The organism is Paucilactobacillus suebicus DSM 5007 = KCTC 3549 (assembly GCF_001434475.1).
Classification (GTDB): Bacteria; Bacillota; Bacilli; order Lactobacillales; family Lactobacillaceae; genus Paucilactobacillus; species Paucilactobacillus suebicus.
Map to the genome: position 1 here is coordinate 52834 of NZ_AZGF01000010.1, position 25669 is coordinate 78502.

Annotated in this window: 24 protein-coding genes and 1 pseudogene; 10 read left to right on the forward strand and 15 right to left on the reverse strand. The window is 38.9% G+C overall.

Features of this window, described 5'->3' with window-relative positions; genetic code table 11:
- Position 1: 1 nt before the first annotated feature.
- Positions 2-1422: pseudogene (locus FD16_RS05790) on the reverse strand (MFS transporter).
- A gap of 448 nt (positions 1423-1870) precedes the next feature.
- On the opposite strand from FD16_RS05790, the gene FD16_RS05795 reads away from it, so the two are divergent.
- On the forward strand, positions 1871-2830 hold the full coding sequence (locus tag FD16_RS05795; RefSeq protein WP_010621376.1) for an NAD(P)-dependent oxidoreductase: 960 nt from the start codon (positions 1871-1873) through the stop codon (positions 2828-2830).
- A 201-nt stretch (positions 2831-3031) separates the two neighbouring features.
- Positions 3032-4573 carry a glycoside hydrolase family 30 protein gene (locus FD16_RS05800; RefSeq protein ID WP_010621375.1) on the forward strand — a complete coding sequence of 514 codons (1542 nt, stop codon included), beginning with the start codon at positions 3032-3034 and terminating at the stop codon, positions 4571-4573.
- A gap of 236 nt (positions 4574-4809) precedes the next feature.
- On the opposite strand, the gene uxuA is transcribed toward FD16_RS05800, so the two are convergent.
- Complete coding sequence (uxuA, locus tag FD16_RS05805; RefSeq protein WP_010621374.1) at positions 4810-5877, reverse strand: mannonate dehydratase; 1068 nt, start codon at positions 5875-5877, stop codon at positions 4810-4812.
- 241 nt (positions 5878-6118) lie between these two features.
- On the opposite strand from uxuA, the gene FD16_RS05810 reads away from it, so the two are divergent.
- Positions 6119-6556 carry a helix-turn-helix domain-containing protein gene (locus tag FD16_RS05810; RefSeq protein WP_010621373.1) on the forward strand — a complete coding sequence of 146 codons (438 nt, stop codon included), beginning with the start codon at positions 6119-6121 and terminating at the stop codon, positions 6554-6556.
- An 84-nt stretch (positions 6557-6640) separates the two neighbouring features.
- Here the strand turns inward: FD16_RS05810 and FD16_RS05815 are convergent, their stop codons facing one another.
- The gene (locus FD16_RS05815; protein WP_010621372.1) at positions 6641-7804 is read right to left on the reverse strand and encodes an MDR family MFS transporter; all 1164 of its coding nucleotides are present in this window, start codon (positions 7802-7804) and stop codon (positions 6641-6643) included.
- Positions 7805-7826: 22 nt separating this feature from the next.
- Positions 7827-8270, reverse strand: a complete 444-nt coding sequence (locus FD16_RS05820; protein WP_010621371.1) for a VOC family protein — start codon at positions 8268-8270, stop codon at positions 7827-7829.
- Positions 8271-8424: 154 nt separating this feature from the next.
- Here FD16_RS05820 and glpK point away from each other — a divergent pair, with 154 nt between their 5' ends.
- The 4 genes from glpK (at position 8425) to gndA (ending at position 14499) form a co-directional block, all read left to right on the forward strand.
- Positions 8425-9942 carry a glycerol kinase GlpK gene (gene glpK / locus FD16_RS05825; RefSeq protein ID WP_010621370.1) on the forward strand — a complete coding sequence of 506 codons (1518 nt, stop codon included), beginning with the start codon at positions 8425-8427 and terminating at the stop codon, positions 9940-9942.
- Positions 9943-10060: 118 nt separating this feature from the next.
- Complete coding sequence (locus tag FD16_RS05830; protein WP_010621369.1) at positions 10061-11236, forward strand: CynX/NimT family MFS transporter; 1176 nt, start codon at positions 10061-10063, stop codon at positions 11234-11236.
- 211 nt (positions 11237-11447) lie between these two features.
- The gene (gene zwf / locus FD16_RS05835; protein ID WP_010621368.1) at positions 11448-12926 is read left to right on the forward strand and encodes a glucose-6-phosphate dehydrogenase; all 1479 of its coding nucleotides are present in this window, start codon (positions 11448-11450) and stop codon (positions 12924-12926) included.
- 142 nt (positions 12927-13068) lie between these two features.
- Complete coding sequence (gndA, locus tag FD16_RS05840) at positions 13069-14499, forward strand: NADP-dependent phosphogluconate dehydrogenase (RefSeq protein ID WP_010621367.1); 1431 nt, start codon at positions 13069-13071, stop codon at positions 14497-14499.
- Between the two features lie 136 nt (positions 14500-14635).
- On the opposite strand, the gene FD16_RS05845 is transcribed toward gndA, so the two are convergent.
- The 10 genes from FD16_RS05845 to FD16_RS05890 form a co-directional block, all read right to left on the reverse strand.
- Positions 14636-14968 (reverse strand): hypothetical protein, encoded by a 333-nt coding sequence (locus FD16_RS05845; RefSeq protein WP_010621366.1) that lies wholly within the window; start codon positions 14966-14968, stop codon positions 14636-14638.
- Positions 14968-15249, reverse strand: a complete 282-nt coding sequence (locus FD16_RS05850) for a type II toxin-antitoxin system RelB/DinJ family antitoxin (protein WP_010621365.1) — start codon at positions 15247-15249, stop codon at positions 14968-14970. The genes FD16_RS05845 and FD16_RS05850 overlap by 1 nt, the downstream gene beginning before the upstream one ends.
- Before the next feature lie 216 nt (positions 15250-15465).
- Positions 15466-16767, reverse strand: coding sequence for a pyrimidine-nucleoside phosphorylase (locus FD16_RS05855; RefSeq protein WP_010621364.1), 1302 nt, complete (start codon positions 16765-16767; stop codon positions 15466-15468).
- A gap of 101 nt (positions 16768-16868) precedes the next feature.
- On the reverse strand, positions 16869-17816 hold the full coding sequence (locus FD16_RS05860; RefSeq protein ID WP_010621363.1) for a sugar-binding transcriptional regulator: 948 nt from the start codon (positions 17814-17816) through the stop codon (positions 16869-16871).
- Between the two features lie 100 nt (positions 17817-17916).
- The gene (deoD, locus tag FD16_RS05865) at positions 17917-18624 is read right to left on the reverse strand and encodes a purine-nucleoside phosphorylase (RefSeq protein WP_010621362.1); all 708 of its coding nucleotides are present in this window, start codon (positions 18622-18624) and stop codon (positions 17917-17919) included.
- Between the two features lie 21 nt (positions 18625-18645).
- Complete coding sequence (locus FD16_RS05870) at positions 18646-19833, reverse strand: phosphopentomutase (RefSeq protein WP_010621361.1); 1188 nt, start codon at positions 19831-19833, stop codon at positions 18646-18648.
- Positions 19834-19886: 53 nt separating this feature from the next.
- Complete coding sequence (gene deoC, locus FD16_RS05875; RefSeq protein WP_010621360.1) at positions 19887-20558, reverse strand: deoxyribose-phosphate aldolase; 672 nt, start codon at positions 20556-20558, stop codon at positions 19887-19889.
- Positions 20559-20758: 200 nt separating this feature from the next.
- Complete coding sequence (locus tag FD16_RS05880) at positions 20759-21292, reverse strand: GNAT family N-acetyltransferase (protein ID WP_155804321.1); 534 nt, start codon at positions 21290-21292, stop codon at positions 20759-20761.
- Between the two features lie 362 nt (positions 21293-21654).
- Positions 21655-22140 carry a universal stress protein gene (locus FD16_RS05885; RefSeq protein WP_010621358.1) on the reverse strand — a complete coding sequence of 162 codons (486 nt, stop codon included), beginning with the start codon at positions 22138-22140 and terminating at the stop codon, positions 21655-21657.
- 72 nt (positions 22141-22212) lie between these two features.
- Complete coding sequence (locus tag FD16_RS05890) at positions 22213-22860, reverse strand: SDR family oxidoreductase (RefSeq protein WP_029508305.1); 648 nt, start codon at positions 22858-22860, stop codon at positions 22213-22215.
- Positions 22861-22992: 132 nt separating this feature from the next.
- Between FD16_RS05890 and FD16_RS05895 the strand changes: the two genes are divergently transcribed.
- Positions 22993-23511 (forward strand): GNAT family N-acetyltransferase, encoded by a 519-nt coding sequence (locus FD16_RS05895; RefSeq protein ID WP_010621356.1) that lies wholly within the window; start codon positions 22993-22995, stop codon positions 23509-23511.
- Here FD16_RS05895 and FD16_RS05900 read toward each other — a convergent pair.
- Positions 23508-23993, reverse strand: coding sequence for a MarR family transcriptional regulator (locus tag FD16_RS05900; protein ID WP_010621355.1), 486 nt, complete (start codon positions 23991-23993; stop codon positions 23508-23510). The two genes, FD16_RS05895 and FD16_RS05900, sit on opposite strands and share 4 nt — an antisense overlap.
- Before the next feature lie 309 nt (positions 23994-24302).
- Here FD16_RS05900 and FD16_RS05905 point away from each other — a divergent pair, with 309 nt between their 5' ends.
- Together FD16_RS05905 and FD16_RS05910 are read left to right on the forward strand one after the other, a co-directional pair.
- The gene (locus FD16_RS05905) at positions 24303-25052 is read left to right on the forward strand and encodes a gamma-glutamyl-gamma-aminobutyrate hydrolase family protein (protein WP_010621354.1); all 750 of its coding nucleotides are present in this window, start codon (positions 24303-24305) and stop codon (positions 25050-25052) included.
- 92 nt (positions 25053-25144) lie between these two features.
- Positions 25145-25624 carry an Lrp/AsnC family transcriptional regulator gene (locus FD16_RS05910; protein ID WP_010621353.1) on the forward strand — a complete coding sequence of 160 codons (480 nt, stop codon included), beginning with the start codon at positions 25145-25147 and terminating at the stop codon, positions 25622-25624.
- Positions 25625-25669: the final 45 nt, after the last annotated feature.

Below are 25669 nucleotides of genomic sequence, written 5' to 3' on the forward strand. Positions count from 1 at the left end.
ATTAGTCTTTTGCTTCTTCTTCAGCGTTTTCGTTGTGAATCTTAGCCAATTTGGCAGCGTTTTCTTGAACACGCTTCTTGCTCAATGGGTAGAAGAACAACAATACTAATGCGGCCAAAAGCAGGCAAGTTGTTGGTACACCAGTTGCTAAGTTATAGATACGATCAACAACTTGAGTACTTTGTTGAACACCACCACTAGTAGATGAAACGTAACCAATGATTGTTAGCATAAAGCCACCAAAACCACCGGCGATAGCTTGAGCAACTTTACGTGCAAATGAGTTAACACCATAAACGATACCATCTTCACGAACACCAGTAATAACTTCATGGTTGTCAATAACATCTGTAATGAATGCCCAAACCATCAGGTTAAATACACCTGCACCAAGTGAACCAAAGAACAGCATTACTAGGTATACACCTGCGCTGTGAGTATGAATCAACATCAAAGCACCATAGATAATGGCACCAAAGATTAAAGCAGCAATTGAACATTCCTTACGACCAAACTTACGAGTCATCCAGTTACTGAATGGAGCAAGTAACAATACAGTCGCAAAGTTAAAGATCAAAGCAATTGACATTGCAGTCTTGTTTTGGAAGTAATCATTGAATAAATAAGAAATTAATGTCCCAGAAAGGTTTTGGTTGATAACCAAAATAATATCTACAAGAACCAAAATCAAAAGTGCACGGTTTTCGAACATGCCTTTAACAACTTTGCCCAATGGAACTGGTTCGCTCTTTTCAGTACGAACACGTTCAGTAGTTAAATTGTAGTTAAGTGGTAGCAAATAAATGCTATGACAGCGCATACAACTACGACAATGAAGAAACGATTGCCAGAAATCTTTTGGCTGGCACCGATGTAAATAAACATTGGTAAGATGTAACTTGTTAAAGCACTACCTAAAGCTGAACCCATGGCACGGAATGTTGATAGTGAAGTCTTGTCATCAGGATCACTACTGATGGCTGAAGCCATTGATCCATAAGGGATGTTAACTGATGAGTAGAAAATGCCCCAAGCCAAGTATGTTACAAAGACCCATACAAAACGCATTGGTAATGCCCAATCCTTAACAATTGGAACGAATACCAAGATGAAGGCAATTAACAGGAACCATCTCATCCGATTCATCCAAGGCTTGAAACGCCCAATTTTGTGTAATTTACTATTATCAACCAATCTACCAACTGTAATATCGGCGAACGCATCAATAAAACGAGCGGAGATAAACAGAATACCAACCTGCGCACCAGTTAAACCAAGCACGTTAGTATAGAAGATCATTAAGAATGAGTTAACAACGTTGAATGAGAAGTTATTCCCAATATCGCCAAACATGTAACCTATTTTATCTTTAATACCAAACGGTGCCGCTTCGATCGTAACTGTCTTTTGCGACTTATCCAAAATAATCACTCCCTAAAATTGATATAACACTGTGAATAAATACAATAATGAACTGTAAAACAATTGCTGATCTCTTTTGACTTGTTCAAAAAACCTCCTTGATTCACTCTAATAAAGTTCAACGTCTTACTAAATTATATTGAAAAAAATAGTTGAAATTCATCAAAGTGGTATATCAGATATTGATTACAAATGCATCATAAATGCTTTTGAAAGCGTTGTCAACAGGTTTTAAAAATGCACACGGTAACATTTTTTTGTTTATTACAGACCCACGTATTTAATATGTTCTTGCAGGTATTTTCTTTCCTTATTATGTCCATTAAAATTGTTACATTAAAAAAATTATCTAATATAACAGTTATTTTTTTGACTAAAAATCACAATTACTAGCTTTATTTAATTTTTTCGCATAGAATAAAAGCAATTTATCGAAGGACGTGATTAAATGTCATCTAAAAACTTGTTGGTGATTTCTCAAATTACTGACGATCAAAAAAATGTCATCAAAAAAATGGGAATTAATGTATTTGGCATAGATGATCTCGATGTTCAGGTCTCAAAAAACGAAATCAACATTCTTTATGGTTGGAATAAAAAAATTGGATTAGACATCATCAATGCAGACCACTCTTCATTAGAGTGGATCCATGCAATTTCAGCAGGTGTGGATAGCATTCCAATGGACATACTCTCTAAACGCAACATTAAGCTTACAAATGCTAGCGGTATCCACGCTGAATCAATTAGCCAGTCTGTGATCGCATTCATTCTGCATTTTGTTAGAGGCATTGACAATGCAGAATCAAATCGACTTAATAAAAATTGGATTACTAATGAAAATACACAGCCTGCCATAATTTCAGATTTTGATTATTTAATATTTGGCACCGGACATATTGGACAGCAAATCGCCAGATTGTTGAAATCTCTGGGCGGACATACAACTGGAGTTAATACATCAGGTCACCCTGCTGAATACTTCGATAAAACAGTCTCCATTAAAAATGTATCTAACCAGCTTATTCACGCTGATGTAATCATTAACGTCATGCCCCTAACAGACTCGACACTGCATTACTTCAACTACGACCGTTTCGCATCTGCGAAGGAAATTTTCTTATTTATCAACGTCGGTAGAGGACCGGTTGTTGAATCAAAAGGTCTAATTAAAGCCATCAATGATGGCACAATCAAGCATGCTGCTCTGGACGTTTTTGAAGAGGAACCTTTAAAATCAGACAGTCCATTTTGGACATTGCCGAATACTATCATCACTCCGCACAACACAGGAGTCGTTCGACACTTCAAAAATAAACAGATGCGTATTTTTCTTCCGAACTTAGAACAGTATTTGAAAGATGGCACTTTTAAATCAAACCAAGTTAATTTGAACAGTGGATATTAAAAAAGATCTCCGTTTGTGGAGATCTTTTTTATCACTGCCCTGCACGATTAGTAGAACAAATTTTTACACAAAAAAGTAATTCATTCTAAAATCAAAAATTATTTGACGAATATTCTTATTGTGATATATTGAAAGCGTATTCATGACGCAAACTAATATATCACAATTATTAGTCATCATTTTATGAGGAGGAACAGATTTATGGCATTTAATAACTACTCGAATGAATTTTGGACAGTTACCTCTGGTGATTTATCACAAAAACGTCAACATGTAGCGACACCTGAGATTAAGAACACAACAGGTAGTAAGAAAATCATTATCGATCCATCTACTGAATATCAAGATTGGCAAGGTGGTGGAGCGGCCATTACTGATTCTGCAGCAAAATTAATTTGGGAAAACCTTGATAAGTCAAAGAGACACGAATTATTAACTGAACTATTTGATCCCGATCAAGGTGGATTTTCGGTTGTAAGAGTTCCACTGGGTTCTTGCGACTTTCAAAGTCAGGATTACTATACTTATGATGATGTTCCATTTGGTGAGCACGATAGTAAGCTTGAAAAATTTTCAGTGGGCGAAGGTGTTCCGGGAGCAGAGGACGCAACAAAAGATCTCAAGCACATCGTTCCAGTTTTACAAGAAATACTACAAATAAATCCTGGAGTTAAGGTAATTGCATCGCCTTGGTCTGCACCGGCGTGGATGAAGAATACTGGTAAGCTAACTCACGGTGGTCACTTCAGATTTGGCGAATTCACCGGTAACGGATATAACGAAGAAAGCCGCTTTGAATACATTTATGCTCAATATTTCATCAAGTATATAGAGGAATATCAAAAACTCGGCATTCCAATTTACGGCATAACTATTCAAAACGAACCTTCTAACGCAGCACATTGGCCAGCTATGATTTGGACAATTCCTCAACTTGCTGAATTTGGCTATAAGTATTTAAGACCGGCACTTAATAGATCATTTCCTGATACAAAGATGTATCTACTTGATGATAATTTTCACACATTGACCGAGCCTCTTACTAATAATGTGACTCGCGAACAGGCCACAGCATTTGATGGACTATCTGTGCATACCTATGTCGGCCCTTACACGAACCTATATAATGCAAGTCGTTCATTTCCAAACTGGTCATTAATCATGACCGAACGTCGATGCATGATGGAAGAAACCGTTGAAGATGCTTCCCATATCATGATGGGCATTATCGGTAACTGGTTGGTTAGAAACGGTTTAAACATGATTACATTATGGAATCTTGCTCTAGATGAACGAGGACTCCCTAACGCCGCTGACTCTACCGGCAGACGTGGAGTTATTACAATTGACCATACTACTGGTAAGATTCAGCGAAATTTAGAGTACTACATGCTTCGCAACTTTGGACAGGATGTTCCAGTGGGATCAAAGATCATTGCTTCCACCAACTATACCCCAGATGGATTTAGTGGTAGCATCGGATCAGTTGCATTCAAATCACCAGATAATTCAATTTCAGCACACATTTATAATCCTACAAATGCACCGATAAAAGTTGCAATTACTATTAACGGTAATGGAAGTGAATGGCAAGAAGTTACTGTACCTGCATTTGGTACGGTTTGCTTTAGAAAATCAAATGGAGTTATCAATGAATCAGAGGTTCCTGCAGACGAAGAATTCAAATTAAATCCAACCCCAGCAAACACTGATGATTTAACACCAACACAGTACCTTAAATAACTAAGTGTCCTAACGTATTAATAGATTGAAACAAAGGTGATATCATCTACCAAAAATGCTAATTTAGTGTTTGAAATTATCTATGCTAAACGTGCTATGGAAGACTCTCAAAACATTAGGTCTCCAAGACCAAAATCCAATTTTCAGGATTTTAGTCTTGGAGACCTAATATTTTGGGAGACAAGTGACCTTGTTCCCACTATCTTTCTTGAATATAGTCTTTCATCATCTTATTTTTATTTTTCCAATGCTTCCCACAATCCATTTAAATAAGCAATTCCCAAGGCACGATCGTACAATCCGTATCCAGGTCTGCCTGTTTCACCCCAAATATTACGACCATGATCTGGGCGAATATATCCATCGAAATGAGTATCATGTAAGGCCTTCATAATTTCGTACATATCTAGTGAACCCTCGTCTGATAGATGTGCGGTTTCGTGAAAATCTCCCTGTTCATTATCAAATTTAATATTTCGTGCATGCACAAATGGCACCCGATTTCTACTCACAAATTCACGAATGATTGCTGGAATATCATTACTTGGGTTTTCTCCCAAACTACCAGTACAAATCGTGAATCCGTTATATGGACTATCGACCATTGCTTCAATTTGCCGCATATCATCAATATTTTTGTAGATTCTTGGCAAACCAAATAATGGACGTGGAGGATCATCTGGGTGAATAGCCATCTTTACGTCACATTCCTCGCATACTGGAATAATGGCCTGCAAGAAATACTGCAGATTATCTCTAAGCTGATTGTCGCTAATCCCCGCATATTCTTTAAACAAGCCTTTGACAGTTGTTAGTCGTTCTGGCTCCCATCCAGGTAAAGAATATCCATTTGATCCATTTTGAACGTCATCAATAATTTGCTCGGGAGATTTTTCAAGTCCAGCTGATTGAAATCTCATCACGTTTGAACCATCCGCTAGTTGATATTTTAAATCTGTCCTCATCCAGTCAAAAATTGGCATGAAATTGTAGCAAATTACTTTGATGCCAAAACTCGCTAAGTTACGAATTGTTTGTTGATAATTTTCAAAATATTTATCTCGTCCATCTTTACCAGCCTTAATATCATCATGGATATTAACACTTTCAATCACTTCAAGCTTCAAGCCTGCATCTTCAACCTGATTTTTTAAGTTTTTAATTTTTTCTCTAGGCCAAACATCCCCGACAGGTACATCATACAATGCACCAACGACCTGTGTAGTACCCGGAATTTGTCTAATTTGACTCAGAGTGATTGGATCATCCTTTTCACCAAACCAACGAAAGCCCATTTTTTCCATATTTCCGCCATCTCCAAACAATTTGTGCTTCTTAATGTCTCTATATTAATTTGTTTTCTACTAGACAACAACAAATTAATAAGTTAAAATTATTTTTCCACTTTAATTAAGCAATGCCCATTTATCAGCATTCGCACGTGACAGTTGCGCAGATGTAAGGTGCTTTATCATCATCAAGTGCTAGCTTGCAACTGATAAAATTGATAATTTTAGTTTCATCAAAGGCAAAGGGGATACAAGATTGAAAAACACTAACCTAAAATTTTCAAACAATCTCATTAAAGTAAGAAAAGACAAGAAAATGTCTCAGGAAGAATTAGCTTCGAAACTATTTCTAACAAGACAATCAATTTCAAAATGGGAAACCGGTGAATCAGTACCAGACATGAACAACTTAATTCAACTCGCACAAATATTAGATGTTGGACTAGATCAATTAGTATTAGGGATTGAACCACAAAGCAGTCTGAAGGTTAATCGCATGCAACAAGCATTCTCACATATTATGGAACAAGATGAAGCAGATAAAGATTGGCATCAAAATCATCGATGGCGCCAATGGCAATATTCTCATATCAACAATGGATGGGAATGGTTAGCTCGCTACTGGTGGGTATTATTTGCATTAATCGCCATGATTTCATATTTTATTTCAAATTTTCTTGGTAAACCGATGTAACAAATAGATCGACTTCATTTAAACAGATGAAGTCGTTTTTATTATGTTTAGAAGTTGTGAATTCACATTGTGGCCTTACTTCTTCTATTCAAGTGACCTTACTCGTTTCGCACTATAAGTCATTAATATAAGACTTACGACCATTAACGCTGAAACTGAAACAAACAGTAGTGAATAACTACCATGATCAATAATAATGCCACCATATAACGGACCAATTGCTCGACCAACAGAAATTCCCATATTAGCCATTCCCTGATACTTGCCGGTTTCACTAGGATCCGTCACTTGGTCAATCAAAGCTGGCATTCCTGGCAATCCTAGCATTTCCCCGACCGTTAAGATTATAAAATCAACAATAAAAAATGCGAATGTGTGCGCAAAAATTAGTATAAAAAACGACACAGCAAAGATTAACACACCAACTTCAACTTGCCGGGTTAATTTCAAATAGGGCGCTAATTTATTTACCAACGGTTGCCCAAATAAAATTAGAAACCCGTTCATGGTCCACAATAAGCTGTAAGCATAAAATGGAATGTGCATGTTAGTCATATGAACGGCCATTACGCTTTTCCACAAGGCGTAGCTAAGGTACGTTGCCACAATCACCAGACAGATCGTCCAGACAAATTTGATAACTTGCGGATGGGTTTTATTTGAACCTGTTACACTTTTACTGGTGTCTCGACTTACTTTCACGTTAAATGTGCATAATATCAAAATTAAGAATGCCACATAACACAAACTAGTCACCGAAAAAACGACCGTCACACCCAATGAAAGTAAAAAACCAACTAGTAGCGTACCAACAACTACACCTAAGTTAAGTGCCATGTACAATATATTAAATACGTAACGTGAATTTCGATTTTTCAATGATGCCGCATAAGCATTAATAACAGTGATATTAGCTCCATCGCCAAATCCAATCACAACCAATAAAATTGCAAAGATTGGCCAGCTATGAAAAAAGATTAATAAAATCACAGCGGTCGTTGCCACACTAACAGATGCCAAAGCGGTTTTATATGGTTGCCAATGGTCAAATAACCAGCCACCTAGATAATTGCCGATGATCATTGCACATGACATGATGAATAGCACAACACCTGCTGTCGCTAACGTTTGATGCAAGTAATTGTGCATATATACGGTTGTTAGTGGCCATAAAAAAGCTGCCCCCGCATTATTAAAAAAATTGGCGAGGACAACCCACTTCATCTTAATTTCTTTAGTTTGGCTCATTATCTTTCCCTTCGGGTGGATCTTATTCTATTCGTTCTCCAACTCGGATTACCCAAGTAATTCCGTAATGATCGACAAATTGACCCATTCTGTCACCGTTTGCTTGCGGACTATATGGTAAAATAACGCGCACTGTGTCTGATTCTGTAACTTTATTAAATAGATCCTCCGCGATCTTGGTATCGTCAGTATCATTGCTATCAAAATCAAGTAAAATTGAGATAAGAGACGACGGTTGCGGTTCAGCCATAAATGCATCGGAACAGAGAATCTTTGTCCCGGCAACTTCAAATTCACCATGATACGTTGTGTCTTCCAAATTGCTTGGCATCATGCCGTAATACTCGGCTTGATCCTCAGATACAGGCAAACGTGATATATTAGTGGCGCCAAACACTTCTTTATAGTAGGCCATTGCTTCTTTGGCATTGATAAACGTTATATACGGATACAATTTTGCTGTCATCCATTCATTCCTCCGATTCACTGTCCGTTTTATTATATTTATAATTTTGGACCGCGTCAAACTGGGTTTTATAAAAAATTATATCGTTGTTTTTGAAAACGTACACAAATACTGGTATCATAACCTTACTAGCTACTATTTGGAGGGAAAATTAATGCCATTAAAATCACCAAGTAAATATGTATTGGCCATTGACCAAGGAACTTTAACCACCAGAGCCATGCTGTTTAACCAGCGGGGTTTTAAAGTGGCTGAAATTGAGCGACCACTACGCAGTTTTACTCCTAAGCTTGGTTGGATGGAACACAATGCAAACGAAATTTGGAATGCGGTTCAGCAAGTTATTGCCACCATTCTGATAAATACTAGTATTCAGCCACAAAATATCGCTGCAATTGGCATTACTAACCAACGTGAAACCACTGTTGTGTGGGACAAAAAAACTGGTGAGCCAATTTACCACGCCATTGGCTGGCAGTCTCAGCAATCAGCTAGCATTGCTCGACAATTAATCAAGGATGATCACAATGATTTATTCCGTGAAAAAACTGGATTAAACATTAATACTTATTTTTCCGCCACTAAGATTAGATGGATCCTGGATAATGTGGAAGGCGCGCAAGAAAGAGCGGAGGCTGGTGAATTATTATTTGGCACCATCGATTCATGGATTGCCTGGAAATTATCTGAAGGCGATATTCACGTGACGGATTATTCAAATGCCAGTCGCACGCTCCTATTTAACATTCACACACTAAAATGGGATACGGAATTGTTGAATCTGTTAAACATTCCAATTGAGATGATGCCTGAAGTTAAATCTAGTTCCGAGGTATATGCGACCACTAAAACATTTCAGTTTTATGGCGCTGAAGTCCCCATTGCTGGTATTGCGGGAGACCAACAAGCTGCTCTTTTCGGGCAAGCTGGTTTTGAAAAGGGAACCGTTAAAAATACGTACGGTCCTGGTTCATTTATCGTTATGAATACTGGCGATGAGCCACAGTTATCAAAAAATAACTTGATTACTACGATCGCTTATGGCATAAATGGAAGGGTCACATATGCACTTGAGGGTAGTATTTTCGTTGCCGGTCAAGCAATTGATTGGTTGCAGGACAATATGGGGATGATTTCCAACCCATTCGAGTCACGAGAAGCTGCACTTGCTTCAACCAATGAAGATGAAGTCTACGTGGTGCCTGCATTTTCAGGGCTTGGTGCCCCATATTGGGATTTGGATGCTAGAGGTGCCGTTTTTGGGCTCACTCGTGGTACAAACCGTAATGATTTTATCAAGGCAACACTTCAATCCATTGCTTACCAAACACGTGATGTTATTGAAACGATGAAACAGGATACTGGTTTGTCGATTCCAACTTTAAAGGCCGATGGTGGTGCATCCAGAAACACCTACTTAATGCAGTTCCAGGCCGATATTCTGAATACTGAGGTCGACCGTGCTGCTGAAGAGGAAACTACCGCTTTAGGAGCTGCATTCTTGGCCGGGCTTGCCGTTGGCTACTGGCACAACACAGATGAATTGCGTGACGTGCTAGCAGATGGTAAACTTTTTACACCAGCAATGGACGATGCAAAACGCAGTTATCTATATCATGGATGGCAAAATGCTGTCAGTGCTACACAAATGTTTAAACCGGATGACGATTAGCTTAAAGCGGGAACTTTCCCGTTATTGTCACAGGTAAAACGTTTTATCAAACTTATGACTAATTATATTTTTTGTCTCAAAGCGGTGTGTTTGCCGCTGATCGAAAGGAAGTGTCGATTTGAAAACTCGAACTCACAGCTCATTTTTAATTCTTGGTATCTTTCTCCTTGGTGCCTGTATGCGTGCACCAATAACTTCAATTCCATCAATGATTAACAGCATCGCTAAGTCAATTGGTGTCGCTCCAACTAGCTTAGGTATTTTAACAACCTTACCATTAATTTGCTTCGGCCTATTTTCACCACTTGTACCTAAAATCAGCTCAAGGCTCGGCAATGAGTGGACTATTGCATTGACAGCTTTAGTGCTAGTTATCGGATCATATTTAAGAATTTTTAATCAATCAATGTTATTTGTTGGTACCATTTTGGTTGGCATAGCAATCACCTTCATCAACGTTTTGTTACCAGCACTAATTACAGAAAACATGCCCACTAGGATTGGCGCCATGACTAGCCTATACATTCTGTCTATGGCAATCTTCAGTTCGATTGGTGCTGGGATTAGTGCACCGATTGCTCAAGCAATTAACTGGCAGTTTGTTATCAAAATACTTACCTTTATGGCTTTAGCATTGTTCATTTTTTGGTTACCTAACCTTCGATTTAATCGTCGTGGGACAAATGAAACTAAAGAAAAATCTGCCAGCCCTTGGCTTAATAAAACAGCCTGGCTATTATTACTTTATTTCGGGCTATCTTCATTTATCTTCTATACATTGGTCGCTTGGCTACCAACAATTGCGATTAATGCTGGAATTTCGGCTAATACTGCTAGTTTGCTAGCCGGCTTATTCCAATTAGCCTCAGTCCCACCATCATTTTTTATCCCCGTTTTGGCTGAAAAATTAAATAATCGCGCCCCCCTAGTTTGGGGTGCTGGTATCTCGACGATTATCGGTTTAATCGGAATTTTAATTCCGATCCACTCGGTTATCTACTACGTAATCCTAAACATCATTTTGGGACTAGCAACATCTGCTACTTTCTCATTGTTAATGACCCTAATAAGCCTCAAAACACGTACGTCGGCTGAAACAAGTAGCTTGTCAGGTATGACTCAATCACTAGGCTACTTAATCGCGGCAGTTGGGCCCGTTTTAACAGGTTCTCTACAATCATCCACCAATTCATGGACGTCCAGCTTAATCTTAATGATTGTAATTACAATTGCATTTACAATTCTTGGATCCATGGGTGAACGTCAAAAATTTGTGTTTAACGAAAAAAAATAATTTGAAAATATTGATCTATACCAATTATCACAAATTTACTGAGGTTCCCATGCCCTTTAACATTACTAACCCTACCCAATTTTCGCGTTTTTCACGGAAATTGAAAAATTGCTGAAAACGCTGTCTTTTAGGCGTGCACAAAGTAACAAGAGAGTATATAATCGTGGTTGTTAAATTATTGTTCATCTATTGACTAGAAGGAGTGAAAGCTTTGACAAGAGAAAACAAAGCAGTCTTTACATTTTTTGGCGCATCAGGTGATCTCGCCAAACGTAAACTGTACCCATCACTATTCAAGCTCTATCAGAAAGGTTATTTGAAAGAACATTTTGGTGTTATTGGTACTTCACGGGCTAAATGGTCTGACGAAAAATTCCAAGGTATCGTTTCTGATTCAATTAAGGGCATCAGCGAAACCGAAAAGGGTCAAGCTGCAAAGTTTGCAAGCCATTTCTATTACATCGCTCATGATGTTACTGACAAAGCCCACTATGCTGCACTTAACGACTTAATCAACCAATTGAACAAACAATATGAAGCACAGGGTAACCGCCTGTTCTACTTCTCAATGGCTCCAGCATTCTTCAGCGTAATTGCACTGAACCTCAAGTCTGAAGGATTAATTACTGACGAAGGTTACAACCGTTTAGTAATCGAAAAACCATTTGGTCGTGACTACGACACTGCTAAACAACTAAATGATGCATTAACGGCATCATTTGAAGAAGACCAAATTTACAGAATTGATCACTACCTTGGTAAGGAAATGATTCAAAATATTGAAGCATTGCGCTTTGGTAACACAATCATTGAATCTCTCTGGAACAACCGTTATATTGACAACATCCAAGTCACTCTAAGTGAAAAACTTGGTGTTGAAGAACGTGCTTCATACTATGATACTTCAGGTGCTCTTCGTGATATGGTGCAAAACCATATCTTGCAAATTGTTAGTCAACTTGCAATGGAGCAACCGGTTGCATTCACCGATGCTGATGTTCGAGTTGAAAAGGTTAAAGCTTTACGGAGTATGCGTGTTTATTCTCCTAGTGCAGCCGCCACTAACTTGGTTCGTGGCCAATATGATGCTGGTGAAAACTCAAACGCCTATCGTGATGAAGATGGTGTTCCAGCAGATTCTGCAACTGAAACATTTGTTGCTGGCAAGCTTTTATTCGATAACTATCGCTGGTCAGGTGTACCATTCTACATTAGAACTGGTAAGAAATTGGCTGATAAGTTCACTCGTATTGATGTTGTCTTTAAGAAGCCATTGATTGATATCTTCGCTTTCCCACAGAATCCAAATGCTTCATTGTCAGAAAACGTTTTAACAATTTACGTTGAACCAAACTCAGGTTTTGCACTTCGTGTTAACGCCAAGAGTACTGGTCAAGGTTTCGAAACTGAACCAATCAATCTTGATTTCTTCCAAGATGCTGATAAAGAAAAGGAAGTTCCTGAACCATACGAACGACTTCTTCATGATGCACTTGAAGGAAACAGTACCAACTTTGCCTCATGGTCCGAAGTTGCTTATGCTTGGAAGTTTGTTGATGCAATTAGAAAGTTATGGGATATCGAAGTTCCTCGATTCCCTAACTACATTCCCGGATCCATGGGGCCAGCCGCTTCGGATGAGTTATTACAACGCGATGGTCGTTCATGGGTATACAAACTCAATCAATAATTTGAAATTAAAAAGCAAAGTAGGTTACAATGTACGTGTTGTAACTTAGTTTTGCTTTTTTTGCATTTACGGTTTAACATTTTAGAAAAAAATGGTAATATAGTTGTGAAAACACTTTAATCAAATTGAAGGAGATTATGACATGTCTGATCAAAAAGCACAAATTGGCGTTGTCGGTCTGGCCGTTATGGGTAAGAACTTGGCTTTGAACATCGAAAGCCGTGGATTCACGGTTGGTGTTTACAACCGTTCCCGTTCAAAAACCGATGCAATGATGAAGGACCACTCAGAAAAGAAGTTGGTTCCTAGTTACACAGTTGAGGATTTTGTCAACTCACTTGAAACACCTCGTCGTATTTTGATGATGGTTAAAGCTGGTAAGCCAACTGATGCCGTTATCGACGAATTGCTTCCATTACTTGATAAGCACGACGTTTTAATCGATGGTGGTAACACAAACTTCCACGATACAATGGATCGTAACGCTAAGCTTGACAAGTCTGGTATTAACTTTATCGGAATGGGTGTTTCCGGTGGTGAATTAGGTGCCCTCCAAGGACCTTCATTAATGCCAGGTGGCCAAAAAGAAGCTTATGACTTAGTTGCTCCTATCTTGGAACAAATTGCAGCCAAAGCTAAAGATGGCAAGCCATGTGTTTCGTACATTGGCCCTAACGGTGCCGGCCATTATGTAAAGATGGTTCACAATGGTATCGAATATGGTGATGAAGAGTTAATCGACGAAAGCTACAACATTCTTCGTAACGTTGCAGGTCTTTCAATCGACGAATTAGCCGACACATTCAAGGAATGGAACGAAGGCGAACTTGACAGTTACTTAGTTGAAATCACTGCTGATATCTTAACTCGTAAAGATGACTTAGGTGACGACAAGAACTTGCCAATCGTTGACGCAATCTTGGACCGTGGTGCCAACAAAGGTACTGGTAAGTGGTCATCAGAAGATGCCCTTGCAATTGGCGTTCCTCAATCAGTTATTACTGAATCAGTTTACGCTCGTTACATTTCAATGTTGAAGGACGAACGTGTGGCAGCAAGCAAAGTTCTTGCAGGCCCAACTGAAAAGGTTGAAGTTAACAAAGATACAATCGTTGAACAAGTACGCCAAGCATTATTCTTCGGTAAGATCATGAGCTATGCTCAAGGCTTCGAACAATTACGCTTCGCTTCAGAAGAATACGATTGGAACTTACAATTTGGCGAATTAGCACAAATCTGGCGTGAAGGTTGCATTATCCGTGCACAATTCCTTCAGAGTATTACTGACGCCTTTGAAAAGGATTCTAACTTAACTAACTTGTTGTTAGATGACTACTTCAAGGACATCGCTGCTAAGTACCAAGATTCAGCACGTGAAGTTGTTTCCCTTGCTATCAAGGCTGGTGTTCCAGTTCCTAGCTTGAGTGCTGCTGTCACATACTACGATTCATATCGTGCCGCTGTGCTTCCTGCAAACTTGCTCCAAGCACAACGTGACTACTTTGGTGCTCACACATACGAACGTGTTGACCGTCCAGGTAGCTTCCACTATTCATGGTACGAAGAACAATAAAATCATTTCCAATGATTTAAACTAGTTTTAAAAAATGAGTTCTGGTGAGAAGTTAAACTTCTCATCAGAACCCATTTTTTTATTATTTTTTCTAACCTCTATTTTTTACTTTAAATTCACTAATTCAGTAAAGTTATTATTCATCGAATTTATTCAGATATCTAATTATATTCTGAGAATCCTCTTCAGTTAAAGAACCAATAAAAGTTAACTTAGTTGAGTTTATTGGTAAACTATACGTCTTTATCAAGTCAATCCAAGACTTTTTTGGCAATCCTACTTTTTGCCAGTCTCCAATCTCAACGTATTTTGCTTTAATTTTTGGAGATTTATTTTTATACTTTGACGTCAGCCTATAGACAATGTAATCAGTCTCGGTTTGTCTGACGTACAACACTGGTCTTGTTTTTCCTCCAGGAATCTCAATGAACGCCGCATATGCCCAATAAAGATTTTGACCTTTATCCATCAGTACCCACCATCATCTTCGAAAAAGTCTTTAATATCACTATCGTTATCTAGTTTAACTGAAGGAGTATTATAACTGGCATCAATCAGCTTTGCTGTGGCAAGATCTTTTGCATCAGCCTGTGGCTTCACCGGTATTTTACCTGTACGGTTAATTTCTGCGTATACCATACTTATTACTGTACCTGGTGTTAATCCTGCTTTATTTATAATAAACTCGGCAGATTCAGCTATTCCTTTGTCCATAGTGACTTGAATTCTTTTCTTTACTTGTTGAGCCATAGATATCATCCCCTTTTTCAAATTAATTATATCATGTTGTGCCATATGATGACATTAAATGGCATAAAAAAGAAGCGATACCAAAATCAAATGTATCGTTTCTTCTATAGTACTTATTACTTATCTTCGTTGAAAATGCCAAAATAGTTCTCATTCGCACTAGCTTTTCTGTGTTTTTTTAATGTACTTTAAATTAATCTTTTGAGAGAAATATAACTAATCAGTAATAATTTCGCGAACTAGTGCCGTTTTTTGAACATGTTCACCAATCAAAAAATTATCTCTAATTAATTGTTCAACCTGCGTAATGTCCTCTTGATTACTATAAACAGTAACTAGTGTGTCACCGGTCTTAACTTCATCCCCAATTTTATGATTGAGCACCAAACCAACTGAATAATCTAACTTATCATCTTTTGTTGAACGACCACCACCAAGTAGCATGCTTGCAATTCCCATTTCATTTGCCTTAATTTGTGTCACCACACCACTCTGAGTTGCTTGAATTGGAATACGATATTTAGCTTGTGGCATTACAGAATAATCATTGATCACGTTGGCGTCACCACCTTGTTCGATAATCATTTGTTTAAACTTATTAAGTGCGGATCCATCATCGATTGTTTGCTGCAATTTTTGTCTTGCTTCAGCTAACGTATCAGCTTTTTTACCAAGCACAACCATCTGTGATCCAAGCGTCAACAACAATTCCATCAAATCTGCCGGGCCATTCCCCTTGAGCACGTCAATTGATTCCTCAATCTCTAACGAATTGCCAATCTTATTTCCTAGTGGCTGATTCATATCAGAAATTATTGCCATACTTTTCACTCCCGCACCGTTAGCGATCTCTACCAAAGCGTGAACCAGCTTCTGAGCGTCCTCTAATTTCTGCATAAACGCCCCCGCTCCAGTTTTAACATCAATAACTAAGGCATCCGTTCCAGACGCTAATTTCTTACTTAATATCGAACTAGCAATTAAAGGTATCGAATCAACCGTATCAGTTACATCTCTTAACCCATAAATGCGGGCGTCTGCCGGCGCAATCTGGCCCGTAGCACCCACAATTGCTAGACCGATTTTTTTAACTTGAGCAATAAATTCATTCTCTGTTAGTTCAACACAGTACCCTGGAATGGCCTCTAATTTATCTAGGGTACCTCCAGTATGTCCTAATCCACGACCGGATATCATTGGTACTGGAATGCCTAATGCGGCTACCATTGCTGCTAATGGCAGGCTAGTTTTGTCACCAACTCCACCAGTTGAATGTTTATCAACCTTAATACCTGGTATTGAAGATAAATCAAGCTGGTCGCCTGACTTCAGCATCGCCATGGTCAATTTTGTCTGCTCTGCTGCAGTCATTCCTTGAAAATAAATTGCCATCAGTAGAGCACTAATTTGATAGTCCTCAATTGATCCATCCACCACTCCATCCACAAAATATTGAATTTGTTCATCGGTCAGACGACCACCATTTCTTTTAGTGTCAATAATGTCCAACATTCTCATATTATCGTGCTCCTTTTTGTAATCGGTTACATTTTGTTTTAAATAAAAATAGACTCGACGAAATTAACGTCAAATCTATTCAGTTCAATCTCAGTAATGATCTAATAATCGACTAGCTCCTGTGCAGCATACTGATCAATGATCAATGTGTTAGAGTACTGACCATGCAATGCTGCGTCAACAGCCGGTACTTTAGCTGTTCCTGATACAACTAACACAGCATGTTCTTTTTCACGCAAATCATTTAGTTCAATTCCAATCGTGCGTTGGTTAATTTCATCGCAAACAATATTACCATCTTGATCAATAAAACGAGAAAATACATCCCCCACTGCATGTTCCTTCAAGAAGGCCATTTCCTTTTCGGAAAAGAAATCTAATTGAAACACCAGTGCACTATCTCGTACAGTACCAACGGTAAATACCGCAATATTTGCCTCACGTCCCAGATCCATTAAGTAGCGAATATGATGTTCTTCTTCAACCAAATCCTTGGTAGTTTGATGTTCAAAAATCACTGGTAATGGCAAATACTGTGGCACACTATGAAAAGCCGCCGCAAACGCATTAATACTGTCAAATGCGTAAGTATGTTCCTTTGCCGTTGAAACGCTTCCCTTTAGTTGAACAACTTGAACGTTTTTCACCGTGTCCTTAATGTCCAGATGTGTCGCAATCCGGTGAATCGTTTTGCCCCAACCAATACCAATAATATCATTATCCTTCACGATACTTTCGATGTAGTTAGCAGCATAGGCCCCCACTGAATCTTGAACGGCCGTACCGTTAACCATTTGTACCGGCACAACATGTACTTCAGCGACCCCATATTTATTACTAATACGTTGTTCTAGTGCTTGTGCGCTTTCTAACGGATTCATAATTTGAATCCGGACTAGTCCGTCTTCTTTGGCATTTTTTAATAGACGAGACACCGTTGGCCGCGAAATATTGAGCTTATCTGCAATAGCGTTTTGACTCAATTCCTGTTCATAATACATGTGTGCGATTTCCAAGCTCTGTTGAATTTTACTTTTCTGCGTGTTCATTTCCATGACCTACTTTAACTTTTTTTTCGACCGTCTCTCATTATCTTACTACATTTAGTTATGTAGCTGAGGCACACGGCAATTCGGCCAGTCGATGATTCTATCCGCGAATTCCAGTTTCAAGTGAAACTTTCATCATATCGGTAAATGATTGTTCACGTTCCTTAGCGGAGGCTGAATCGCCAGTCACTAAATTGTCACTACATGTCAAAATGCTAAGAGTCTTAATGTTATATTTGGCACCAATCAAGAAAAGTCCAGCTGATTCCATTTCTGTAGCAACACAGCCATAGTCTGCCAGCTTCTTCATGTCAATTTCATCATTGTAGAAGCGGTCGGCAGCGAAAATATTACCAACTCTAACTGGAATGTTCATTTCTTGAGTAACATGGTAAGCACGGTCCAGCAATTCAAAGTCAGACAGTGGAGCGTAGTAGATTCCAGCGCCAAACGTATTGGCCGTGACTGCAGAATCAGTGGTTGATCCTTGTCCCAGAATCACGTCGCCAACTTTAACATCTTCGCGCATGCCCCCTGCCGTACCAACACGGATAATCGTTTTAACACCATAAAATTTAATTAATTCTGTTGCATAGATCGACAGAGATGGAATCCCCATTCCGCTTCCTTGAACAGAAATACGGTGGCCCTTATAGGTCCCAGTGTAACCAAACATATTACGAACCGCGTTATACTGTTCTACATCCTCCAAAAAGTTTTCAGCGATGAACTTTGCCCGCAATGGGTCCCCTGGAAATAGAACCGTTTCAGCAATTTGACCTGGTTGTGCACCGATATGTGTACTCATAATGAATTCCTCCTTGATTGGCTACTTTAATTCACTAAGAAAACTCTTACCACTTACATTTTGAACACCAAAGTTATCCAAAACTGTGGCACCGAAATCTGAAAATGGGCTTCTTACGCCCAGAGACTGGCCTGTCTGTGCGAAGCTTGGCGAGTAAGCTAATAATGGTACCATTTCACGAGTGTGATCTGTGCCACGGAAGCCTGGATCATTACCGTGATCAGCAGTCATCATGATCAGGTCATCATCCTTAAGGTTGGCCATTACCTCACCCAATTGTTTATCAAAGTCTTCCAGTGCCTCACCAAATCCTTTTGGATTACGACGATGACCATACATCGCATCAAAATCAACTAAGTTAGTGAATGCAAAACCGGTAAAATCTTCATTCATCACATGCAAAACGTGATTCATACCATCATGATTGCTTTCATTATGATATCCTTTTGTAATACCGTGACCCGAGAAAATATCATTTATCTTACCAATTCCAATCACTTCGAAACCGGCATTCTGAAGACGATCCAAGTCTGTTTCACCTGTTGGTTCAAGTGTAAAGTCACGACGATTAGCGGTTCTAGTGAAGTGATCTTTATCGGGTCCTACATACGGTCTCGCAATAATCCGTCCAATCACGTAAGGCGGTTCATTAACTAAGCTACGGGCATATTCACAAATCTTATAAAGTTCATCAAGCGGAATTACATCTTCGTGAGCAGCAATTTGCAGAACCGAGTCACCAGACGTATAAACTATTAGCTCCCCGTTTTTCATTTGCTCTTCACCATAGTCATGAATAACTTCTGTCCCTGAATACGGCTTATTAACAATAATGTCGCGACCCGAAAATTCTTTTAATTTATCAATAATTTCATCCGGAAATCCATTTGGAAAGAGTGATAATGCGTGAGTAACTGGCAGTCCCATCATTTCCCAGTGTCCGTCCATACTGTCTTTACCAGCAGAAACTTCTTCCATTTTGCCATAATACGCAAGTGGTTTTTCAGCAGGAGCAACACCCTTAATTGGTTGATCACGCAAGTTAGAAATTCCCAACTTCTGGAGGTTTGGAATATTTAACTTACCATCAAAAAATTCACCAACATGGCCCAAAGTATCAGAACCAACATCATCAAACTTGTCAGCGTCAGGCGCTGCACCAGTTCCTACTGAATCCAACACAATTCCAAAAATGCGTTTATATTTCATGACGATTCCCCTTTTATCTATTTTTTGCAATATAAAAAATGTGCGCTTCCAAACTACTTACTGTTATCTTCCAAAATAGCAACACTGGCACTGACGCCTAAACGACTGGCACCTGCTTCAATCATGTCATATGCGTCCTTTGCACTATGAATTCCACCAGCAGCCTTAACTCCAATATTAGGGCCAACTGTTTCACGCATCAGTTTAACGTCAGCCGCTTTAGCTCCGGCGGTTGAAAATCCGGTCGATGTTTTAACAAAGTCTGTACCGGCAGCTACCGCTAACTTGCAAGCACGAACTTTTTCTTCGTCATTCAATAAAGCGGTTTCAATTATGACCTTTAAAATAGCATTTTTGGCATGTGCGGCATCCGCCAATGCTTTAATGTCAGCTTGAACTGCTTCATCATGGTGTTGCTTCAGTTCACCAATATTAATCACCATATCCACTTCTACGGCACCCTTGTCGATGGCATCATTTGTTTCGAACACTTTTGTCGCTGTCGTATTGGCACCTAGTGGGAACCCAATGACAGTACAAACATTCACGTCTGTCCCTTTTAATTCCTTTGCCGCTAATTCCACCCAGTATGGATTAATGCAAATTGAGGCTGTATCATATTGTTTGACTTCTGCCAGCGTTTGTTCAACTTGTGCTTGAGTTGCATCCGCCCTTAAAAGTGTGTGATCCATGTATTTTGCCAATTCGGCATTTGAAAGTTTCATGTTTTGAAACCCCTTTCATCTTTGATATATCAACAATATCAAGATTATGAACATTTGTAAAGAAATAAGATGAAATTTTGTAAAAGAAGTCGTCTCATTGCCGTTACATCAATAATCACTAATCTGATATATTAGAAATAAAAAATCGATTAGAAGTTATTCTAATCGATTTTTATATCAGTTTTAGTTTTTAATTCTTATTAAGCTAATATTTCACGATTGCTTTCCATTTGAAGATGATTGTAATCATGATCACCGATCATGATATGTCCGGCATCTTCAAACCCGAGCCTTCGATATAGTCGTTCAGCCTTAGGATTTTCGTAGTCCACGTTTAGGCCGATTGTTTCATAGCCCAAACTATGAGCATGTTGAGAAATGGCATTAATTAACTTTGTAGCAATACCATAACCACGGTATTCCGAATCTACCGCCAATGAATCCAAATAGAATTCATCATCAAAAGATTCCGGATCAGCAAAAAAATCAATATTCTTGATGGATGGTATGCTTTGAGCAGCCTGTTCATAAACTCTGTTGACAGCTATCTCATTTGAATCCGGATATCCAAACGCCATTCCCACCACATTACCGTCAACTTCGGCAACGAGCGTGGTTGCAACATAACCTAGTAGCGCCCGGCGTTGATAAGCGTTTTCGATCATTCGTTGGGGGTCTTCGTCAGGAACTTCTTCAAATTCTTCAAGTTCCATTTCATCATAAATCAAAGACATCAGCGGCACTATCTGGCCGGCATCGTCCGGCTCAGCTTTACGAATTGTTAAAATAAAAATCCCTCCATTTTTGGTTGATATAATCATATCGTATGCGGAGGGATTTGGCAAAGAGTTCGGACGGTACTGCGGTTATCTTCTATTTTCATTTTTATAGTCGAAACGAGTAAATAGGCTCAGCTCGCCATTATATAAGCAAAGAAACACTATTGGAACAAAGTTCATATTACTTATCTTCCAATTTTTATAGTCGAAACGAGTAAATAACCCCAGCTCGCCATTAAATAAGGCAAATAACCCCATCAGGACGAAGTGCAGTCCTAATGGGGTTATTTTCCTTATTTAACACGAGCTAAACGGGGTTATTTACTCTCTTCTTCACTAATCTGTTCATTCTGCACCGAAGTCCGTACAACTAATACATCAACAACTGCATTGCGGTTGACGAATGATGTTACCGAACCCATCACTGCTCTTTGCATTGCTGATAAACCACTGGCTCCCATCATTACCAAGTCTACTTGGTGATCCTTTGGAAAGTCGTATGCAATAACCGTCTTTGGATTTCCCAAACGAATATGGATATCAACGTTTGTAAAGCTATCAGTTGATCTTAAGTGATCTACTAACTTGCTCAAATATTCCTTAGATTCGTTAACTAATTGATACGTAATGCTTCCATCTGACATACCAGCATAGTTGTAGGTGACTGCCCTTGTATCCAGAACGTTCAATAAATCAATGTGCGCGTTGTTTCGCTTGGCAACCGCAACTGCCTTTTCTAGAGCTAATTTTGCTTCTTTTGAGCCATCCACCGGCACTAAAATGTTTTTATAAACCTGATCCATACGCAATCATCCCTTCAATATATCCATTTGTTGATTATATTGTATCATAAATGCGCTTACATAACACTAATTTTATAAGTCATTTATCGCTTTTTTGATTAATTTCTCACCACTAATAACGTTGAAAACCTTATGTGAAGCATGTGAGCTGGTGATCACTTCTGATATAACTGTTGCAACATCATCCCTAGAAATACTGCCAGGGACATCTTCAGTTTCTTGAACGTCGACTTTACCAGTACCTTCGTCATTGGTTAATGTGCCTGGCCTGACAATTGTGTAGTCCAAATCAGTTTGGTGGAGTAACCATTCGTCTGCATAGAATTTAGCCGCATAATACGGACGCATTGATTTGATCCATTTTGAGCGATCGCCAGTATAAAGTGCACTCACAATCACAAATCTTTTTACACCTGCCAGCTCTGCCGCTTGCATGCTCTTAACAGCACCATCTAAGTCTATTAACATTGTCATGTCGGCGCCCGTCTTACCACCAGAACCGGCAGTAAAGATAATTGCATCGCTTCCCTTTAGTTGAGGCGCTAAGTTTTCAGGTAAATCCTCCAAATTAAAATTAACCGGGGTAATCTTACCATCCTCAGTCTCCGTAATCTGGTCTGGATTCCTGACTCCAGCTAAGACCTGATGTCCTTGCTGTGCTAATAAATGTATGAGACGCTGACCAATTTGGCCATGTGCGCCAATAACAAATACTTTAATAATCACCACTCCCTTTGTTTGGCAACATTATAGGATAGTTAACCGTCAAACAGCAAGACCCACGTTAGTGATATTGAAGAACCACCAACTGAAGTTTATAATTATCCTCATTATGTTTTTAGGAGTGATACTATGACAGTTCCATATCTAAGACTTGCCGAAGTAAACGATATTAATGAGATTGACGTCATTATTAATGAAGCCAAGGAGTTCTTAAAGAAGCAAAATATTGATCAATGGCAAAACGGATATCCAAATGAAGAATCAATCAAAGCGGATATCCGTCAAGGAATTGGTTATGTTCTTGTTGTAAATCAGACTGTTGCCGGCTATGCAGCGTTGTGGCAAGGCATCGATCCAGATTACTTACAGATTGATGGGCAGTGGAATGAATCAGAATTCAATCATTACACCGCACTACACCGAATTTCTTTGTCCAATAATTTTCGTGGCCAGCATCTTTCTAGCTTTTTGATATCAAGTTTGATCACGATATCTCGCGAACGTGGATATCACGATATCAGAATCGACACCCATGAAAATAATCAGGTAATGCAACACGTCATCACAAACAGTGGCTTTATTTTCCGAGGAATTGTAACCATGCACAGAGATAACACTAAGAGACGTGCTTATCAGTTAACGATTTAAGACAGTTTTCCTGTCTTACTAGACTGAGCCATTTTTTCGTTATCTTTACTCATTACTTCTCTGGTAAACTCGTTAATAAACTTCAACATTGTTGAAATACGATCAGCACCAAAGATATTTAGAGAATTGTGTGCACGATCAAGACCTTCTTTGAAAAGTTTTTCTTCTACTTGATTTCCTTCATCTGTGAGACGAAGAATCCGTCGACGACGATCGTCAGCATCGGTTTGTTGCGATACATATTTAGCATCTAACAAACCACTAATTTGTCTTGAAATGGCTGAGCGAGATACTTGATGAGCTTTAGAAAGCTCCATTAAAGTAACATCTCCATCGGCCATTTTAATTTCGTGCATAATCAGAAACTGATCGAACGAGACACCGTATTTTTCAGCGGGTGCTGACAAAAAGTCCTGCAAATACTTGAGTGAAAATAAATAAGAATTAATGAATGCGTCAAAGACTTGACGTTCGTCTTCCATCGTTAACATCCTCCCATTTTGTTATGTATACTATCTAAACCATTAACCAATATTAACTTTACTAATTCATAGAAAAGTAATCAAGCATTAACTAAAATATTATTGATAAAGTATGGCTTTTATACTTACTAGTTATATTTACTATTACACTTGAAATAAAACTTCAAACAATGTATCCAACCGTACATCTATCATAAACGTATTAGGCTCATTAGCAAAACAATAAGATTGACAAGCATAACGAATTAGCATACAATTCATGCAATCTGAATGATACATAAAACACCATACTGTAGGGAGGACTGCATATTGAAACCACGAATTGCCTTGCCGGCTGATACATTTACAGAAGCCACTAACATCATCAACCAGCGAAACGCCGAATTTGCACCATACCAAGCAATTCAGGCAATCACCAAGTCCGGTGGGATTCCAATTATTTTACCCACGATTGATCCGGCTGACGCCCCAGCATACATTGATTTATTTGATGGTGTATTAATGCTTGGCGGTTTCGATGTGGATCCGACATTCTATAATGAAGAACCACATTACGATCTTGGAGAAACCTACCGAAAGCGGGACTTATTTGAAATTGCACTGCTAAAAGCGGCAATTAAATCTGATAAAGCCGTCATGGGCATCTGTCGCGGCATCCAAGTCATCAACGTTGCGCTTGGTGGCACACTATACCAAGATATGTCTGAGAACCCCAAAGCCAAGTTAAAGCACAGTCAGTTAGCACCTGGTAATTTACCGACCCACCATGTAAACGTAGAAAGTGACAGTCTCTTGTCGACGTTGATCGGAAAACGCAGCTATGTTAACTCAAGACATCATCAATCAATTCATGAGTTGGCACCATCATTACACACAGTGGCAACAGCCGATGATGGCGTGATTGAGGCGGTAGAATCCAAGCAAAATAGTCAAATCTTAGGTGTTCAGTGGCACCCTGAAAACATGTATAAGCATAATAAAGAGTCTCAGGCATTATTTGCGAACTTCATTAAAAGAAGTAATGAAGCTGTGGCTCGTAAGCAATTCCGTACCGCTTAATAATGTTAACCGGATCGTCATCAAAGTGGCGACCCGGTTTGTTTTATTTCTTAATAATGGTAAAATAGCTTTTAATCTAAAGGAGTGATCACATGGACCAAATTGATCGTAAGATTTTAAACCTACTGCAAGAAAACGCTCGAATTTCTCTGAAGACAATCTCAGAACATTGTTTCATTTCGTCTCCAGCAATTGCAGCACGTATTAACCGGCTTGAAAAGCAGGGAATCATTGCGAACTACCAGACAACGATTAACTATGAAGAGTTAAATTATCACGTTAAGGCCTTTATCCGACTCCAGCTTGAACCAACTCAAAAGAAAGATTTCTACCCTTACGTCCGATCAATCCCCAATGTACTGGAATGCAACTGTGTTACAGGCGATTATTCCGAATTATTGGAAGTAGTATTTGAATCAACTGCTGCTCTCGATGAGTTCGTTAATGGTTTACAAAGTTCATATGGCAAGACCAGTACCCAAATCGTTTTTTCAACTAGTGTGGAACGACGTGGATTACGTCTGAGCGATGATGAACCTAGTAATAAGGCCGCAGAAAGTAGTACAAAGTAAAAGCATGTAAAAAGGGGTTCTACAATATTTGGTACTGATAGATTT

Excerpts from the sequence above, each read along its gene's own strand:
- FD16_RS05870 (WP_010621361.1), bottom strand. The coding sequence starts at position 19,833 with ATGAAATATAAACGCATTTTTGGAATTGTGTTGGATTCAGTAGGAACT.
- FD16_RS05860 (WP_010621363.1), bottom strand. The coding sequence starts at position 17,816 with ATGAACACGCAGAAAAGTAAAATTCAACAGAGCTTGGAAATCGCACAC.
- FD16_RS05845 (WP_010621366.1), bottom strand. The coding sequence starts at position 14,968 with ATGGATAAAGGTCAAAATCTTTATTGGGCATATGCGGCGTTCATTGAG.
- FD16_RS05850 (WP_010621365.1), bottom strand. The coding sequence starts at position 15,249 with ATGGCTCAACAAGTAAAGAAAAGAATTCAAGTCACTATGGACAAAGGA.
- FD16_RS05800 (WP_010621375.1), top strand. The coding sequence starts at position 3,032 with ATGGCATTTAATAACTACTCGAATGAATTTTGGACAGTTACCTCTGGT.
- FD16_RS05820 (WP_010621371.1), bottom strand. The coding sequence starts at position 8,270 with ATGACAGCAAAATTGTATCCGTATATAACGTTTATCAATGCCAAAGAA.
- deoC (WP_010621360.1), bottom strand. The coding sequence starts at position 20,558 with ATGAAACTTTCAAATGCCGAATTGGCAAAATACATGGATCACACACTT.
- uxuA (WP_010621374.1), bottom strand. The coding sequence starts at position 5,877 with ATGGAAAAAATGGGCTTTCGTTGGTTTGGTGAAAAGGATGATCCAATC.
- glpK (WP_010621370.1), top strand. The coding sequence starts at position 8,425 with ATGCCATTAAAATCACCAAGTAAATATGTATTGGCCATTGACCAAGGA.
- FD16_RS05880 (WP_155804321.1), bottom strand. The coding sequence starts at position 21,292 with ATGTCTTTGATTTATGATGAAATGGAACTTGAAGAATTTGAAGAAGTT.
- FD16_RS05795 (WP_010621376.1), top strand. The coding sequence starts at position 1,871 with ATGTCATCTAAAAACTTGTTGGTGATTTCTCAAATTACTGACGATCAA.
- FD16_RS05885 (WP_010621358.1), bottom strand. The coding sequence starts at position 22,140 with ATGGATCAGGTTTATAAAAACATTTTAGTGCCGGTGGATGGCTCAAAA.
- FD16_RS05815 (WP_010621372.1), bottom strand. The coding sequence starts at position 7,804 with ATGAGCCAAACTAAAGAAATTAAGATGAAGTGGGTTGTCCTCGCCAAT.
- FD16_RS05910 (WP_010621353.1), top strand. The coding sequence starts at position 25,145 with ATGGACCAAATTGATCGTAAGATTTTAAACCTACTGCAAGAAAACGCT.
- FD16_RS05900 (WP_010621355.1), bottom strand. The coding sequence starts at position 23,993 with ATGGAAGACGAACGTCAAGTCTTTGACGCATTCATTAATTCTTATTTA.
- FD16_RS05895 (WP_010621356.1), top strand. The coding sequence starts at position 22,993 with ATGACAGTTCCATATCTAAGACTTGCCGAAGTAAACGATATTAATGAG.
- deoD (WP_010621362.1), bottom strand. The coding sequence starts at position 18,624 with ATGAGTACACATATCGGTGCACAACCAGGTCAAATTGCTGAAACGGTT.
- gndA (WP_010621367.1), top strand. The coding sequence starts at position 13,069 with ATGTCTGATCAAAAAGCACAAATTGGCGTTGTCGGTCTGGCCGTTATG.
- FD16_RS05855 (WP_010621364.1), bottom strand. The coding sequence starts at position 16,767 with ATGAGAATGTTGGACATTATTGACACTAAAAGAAATGGTGGTCGTCTG.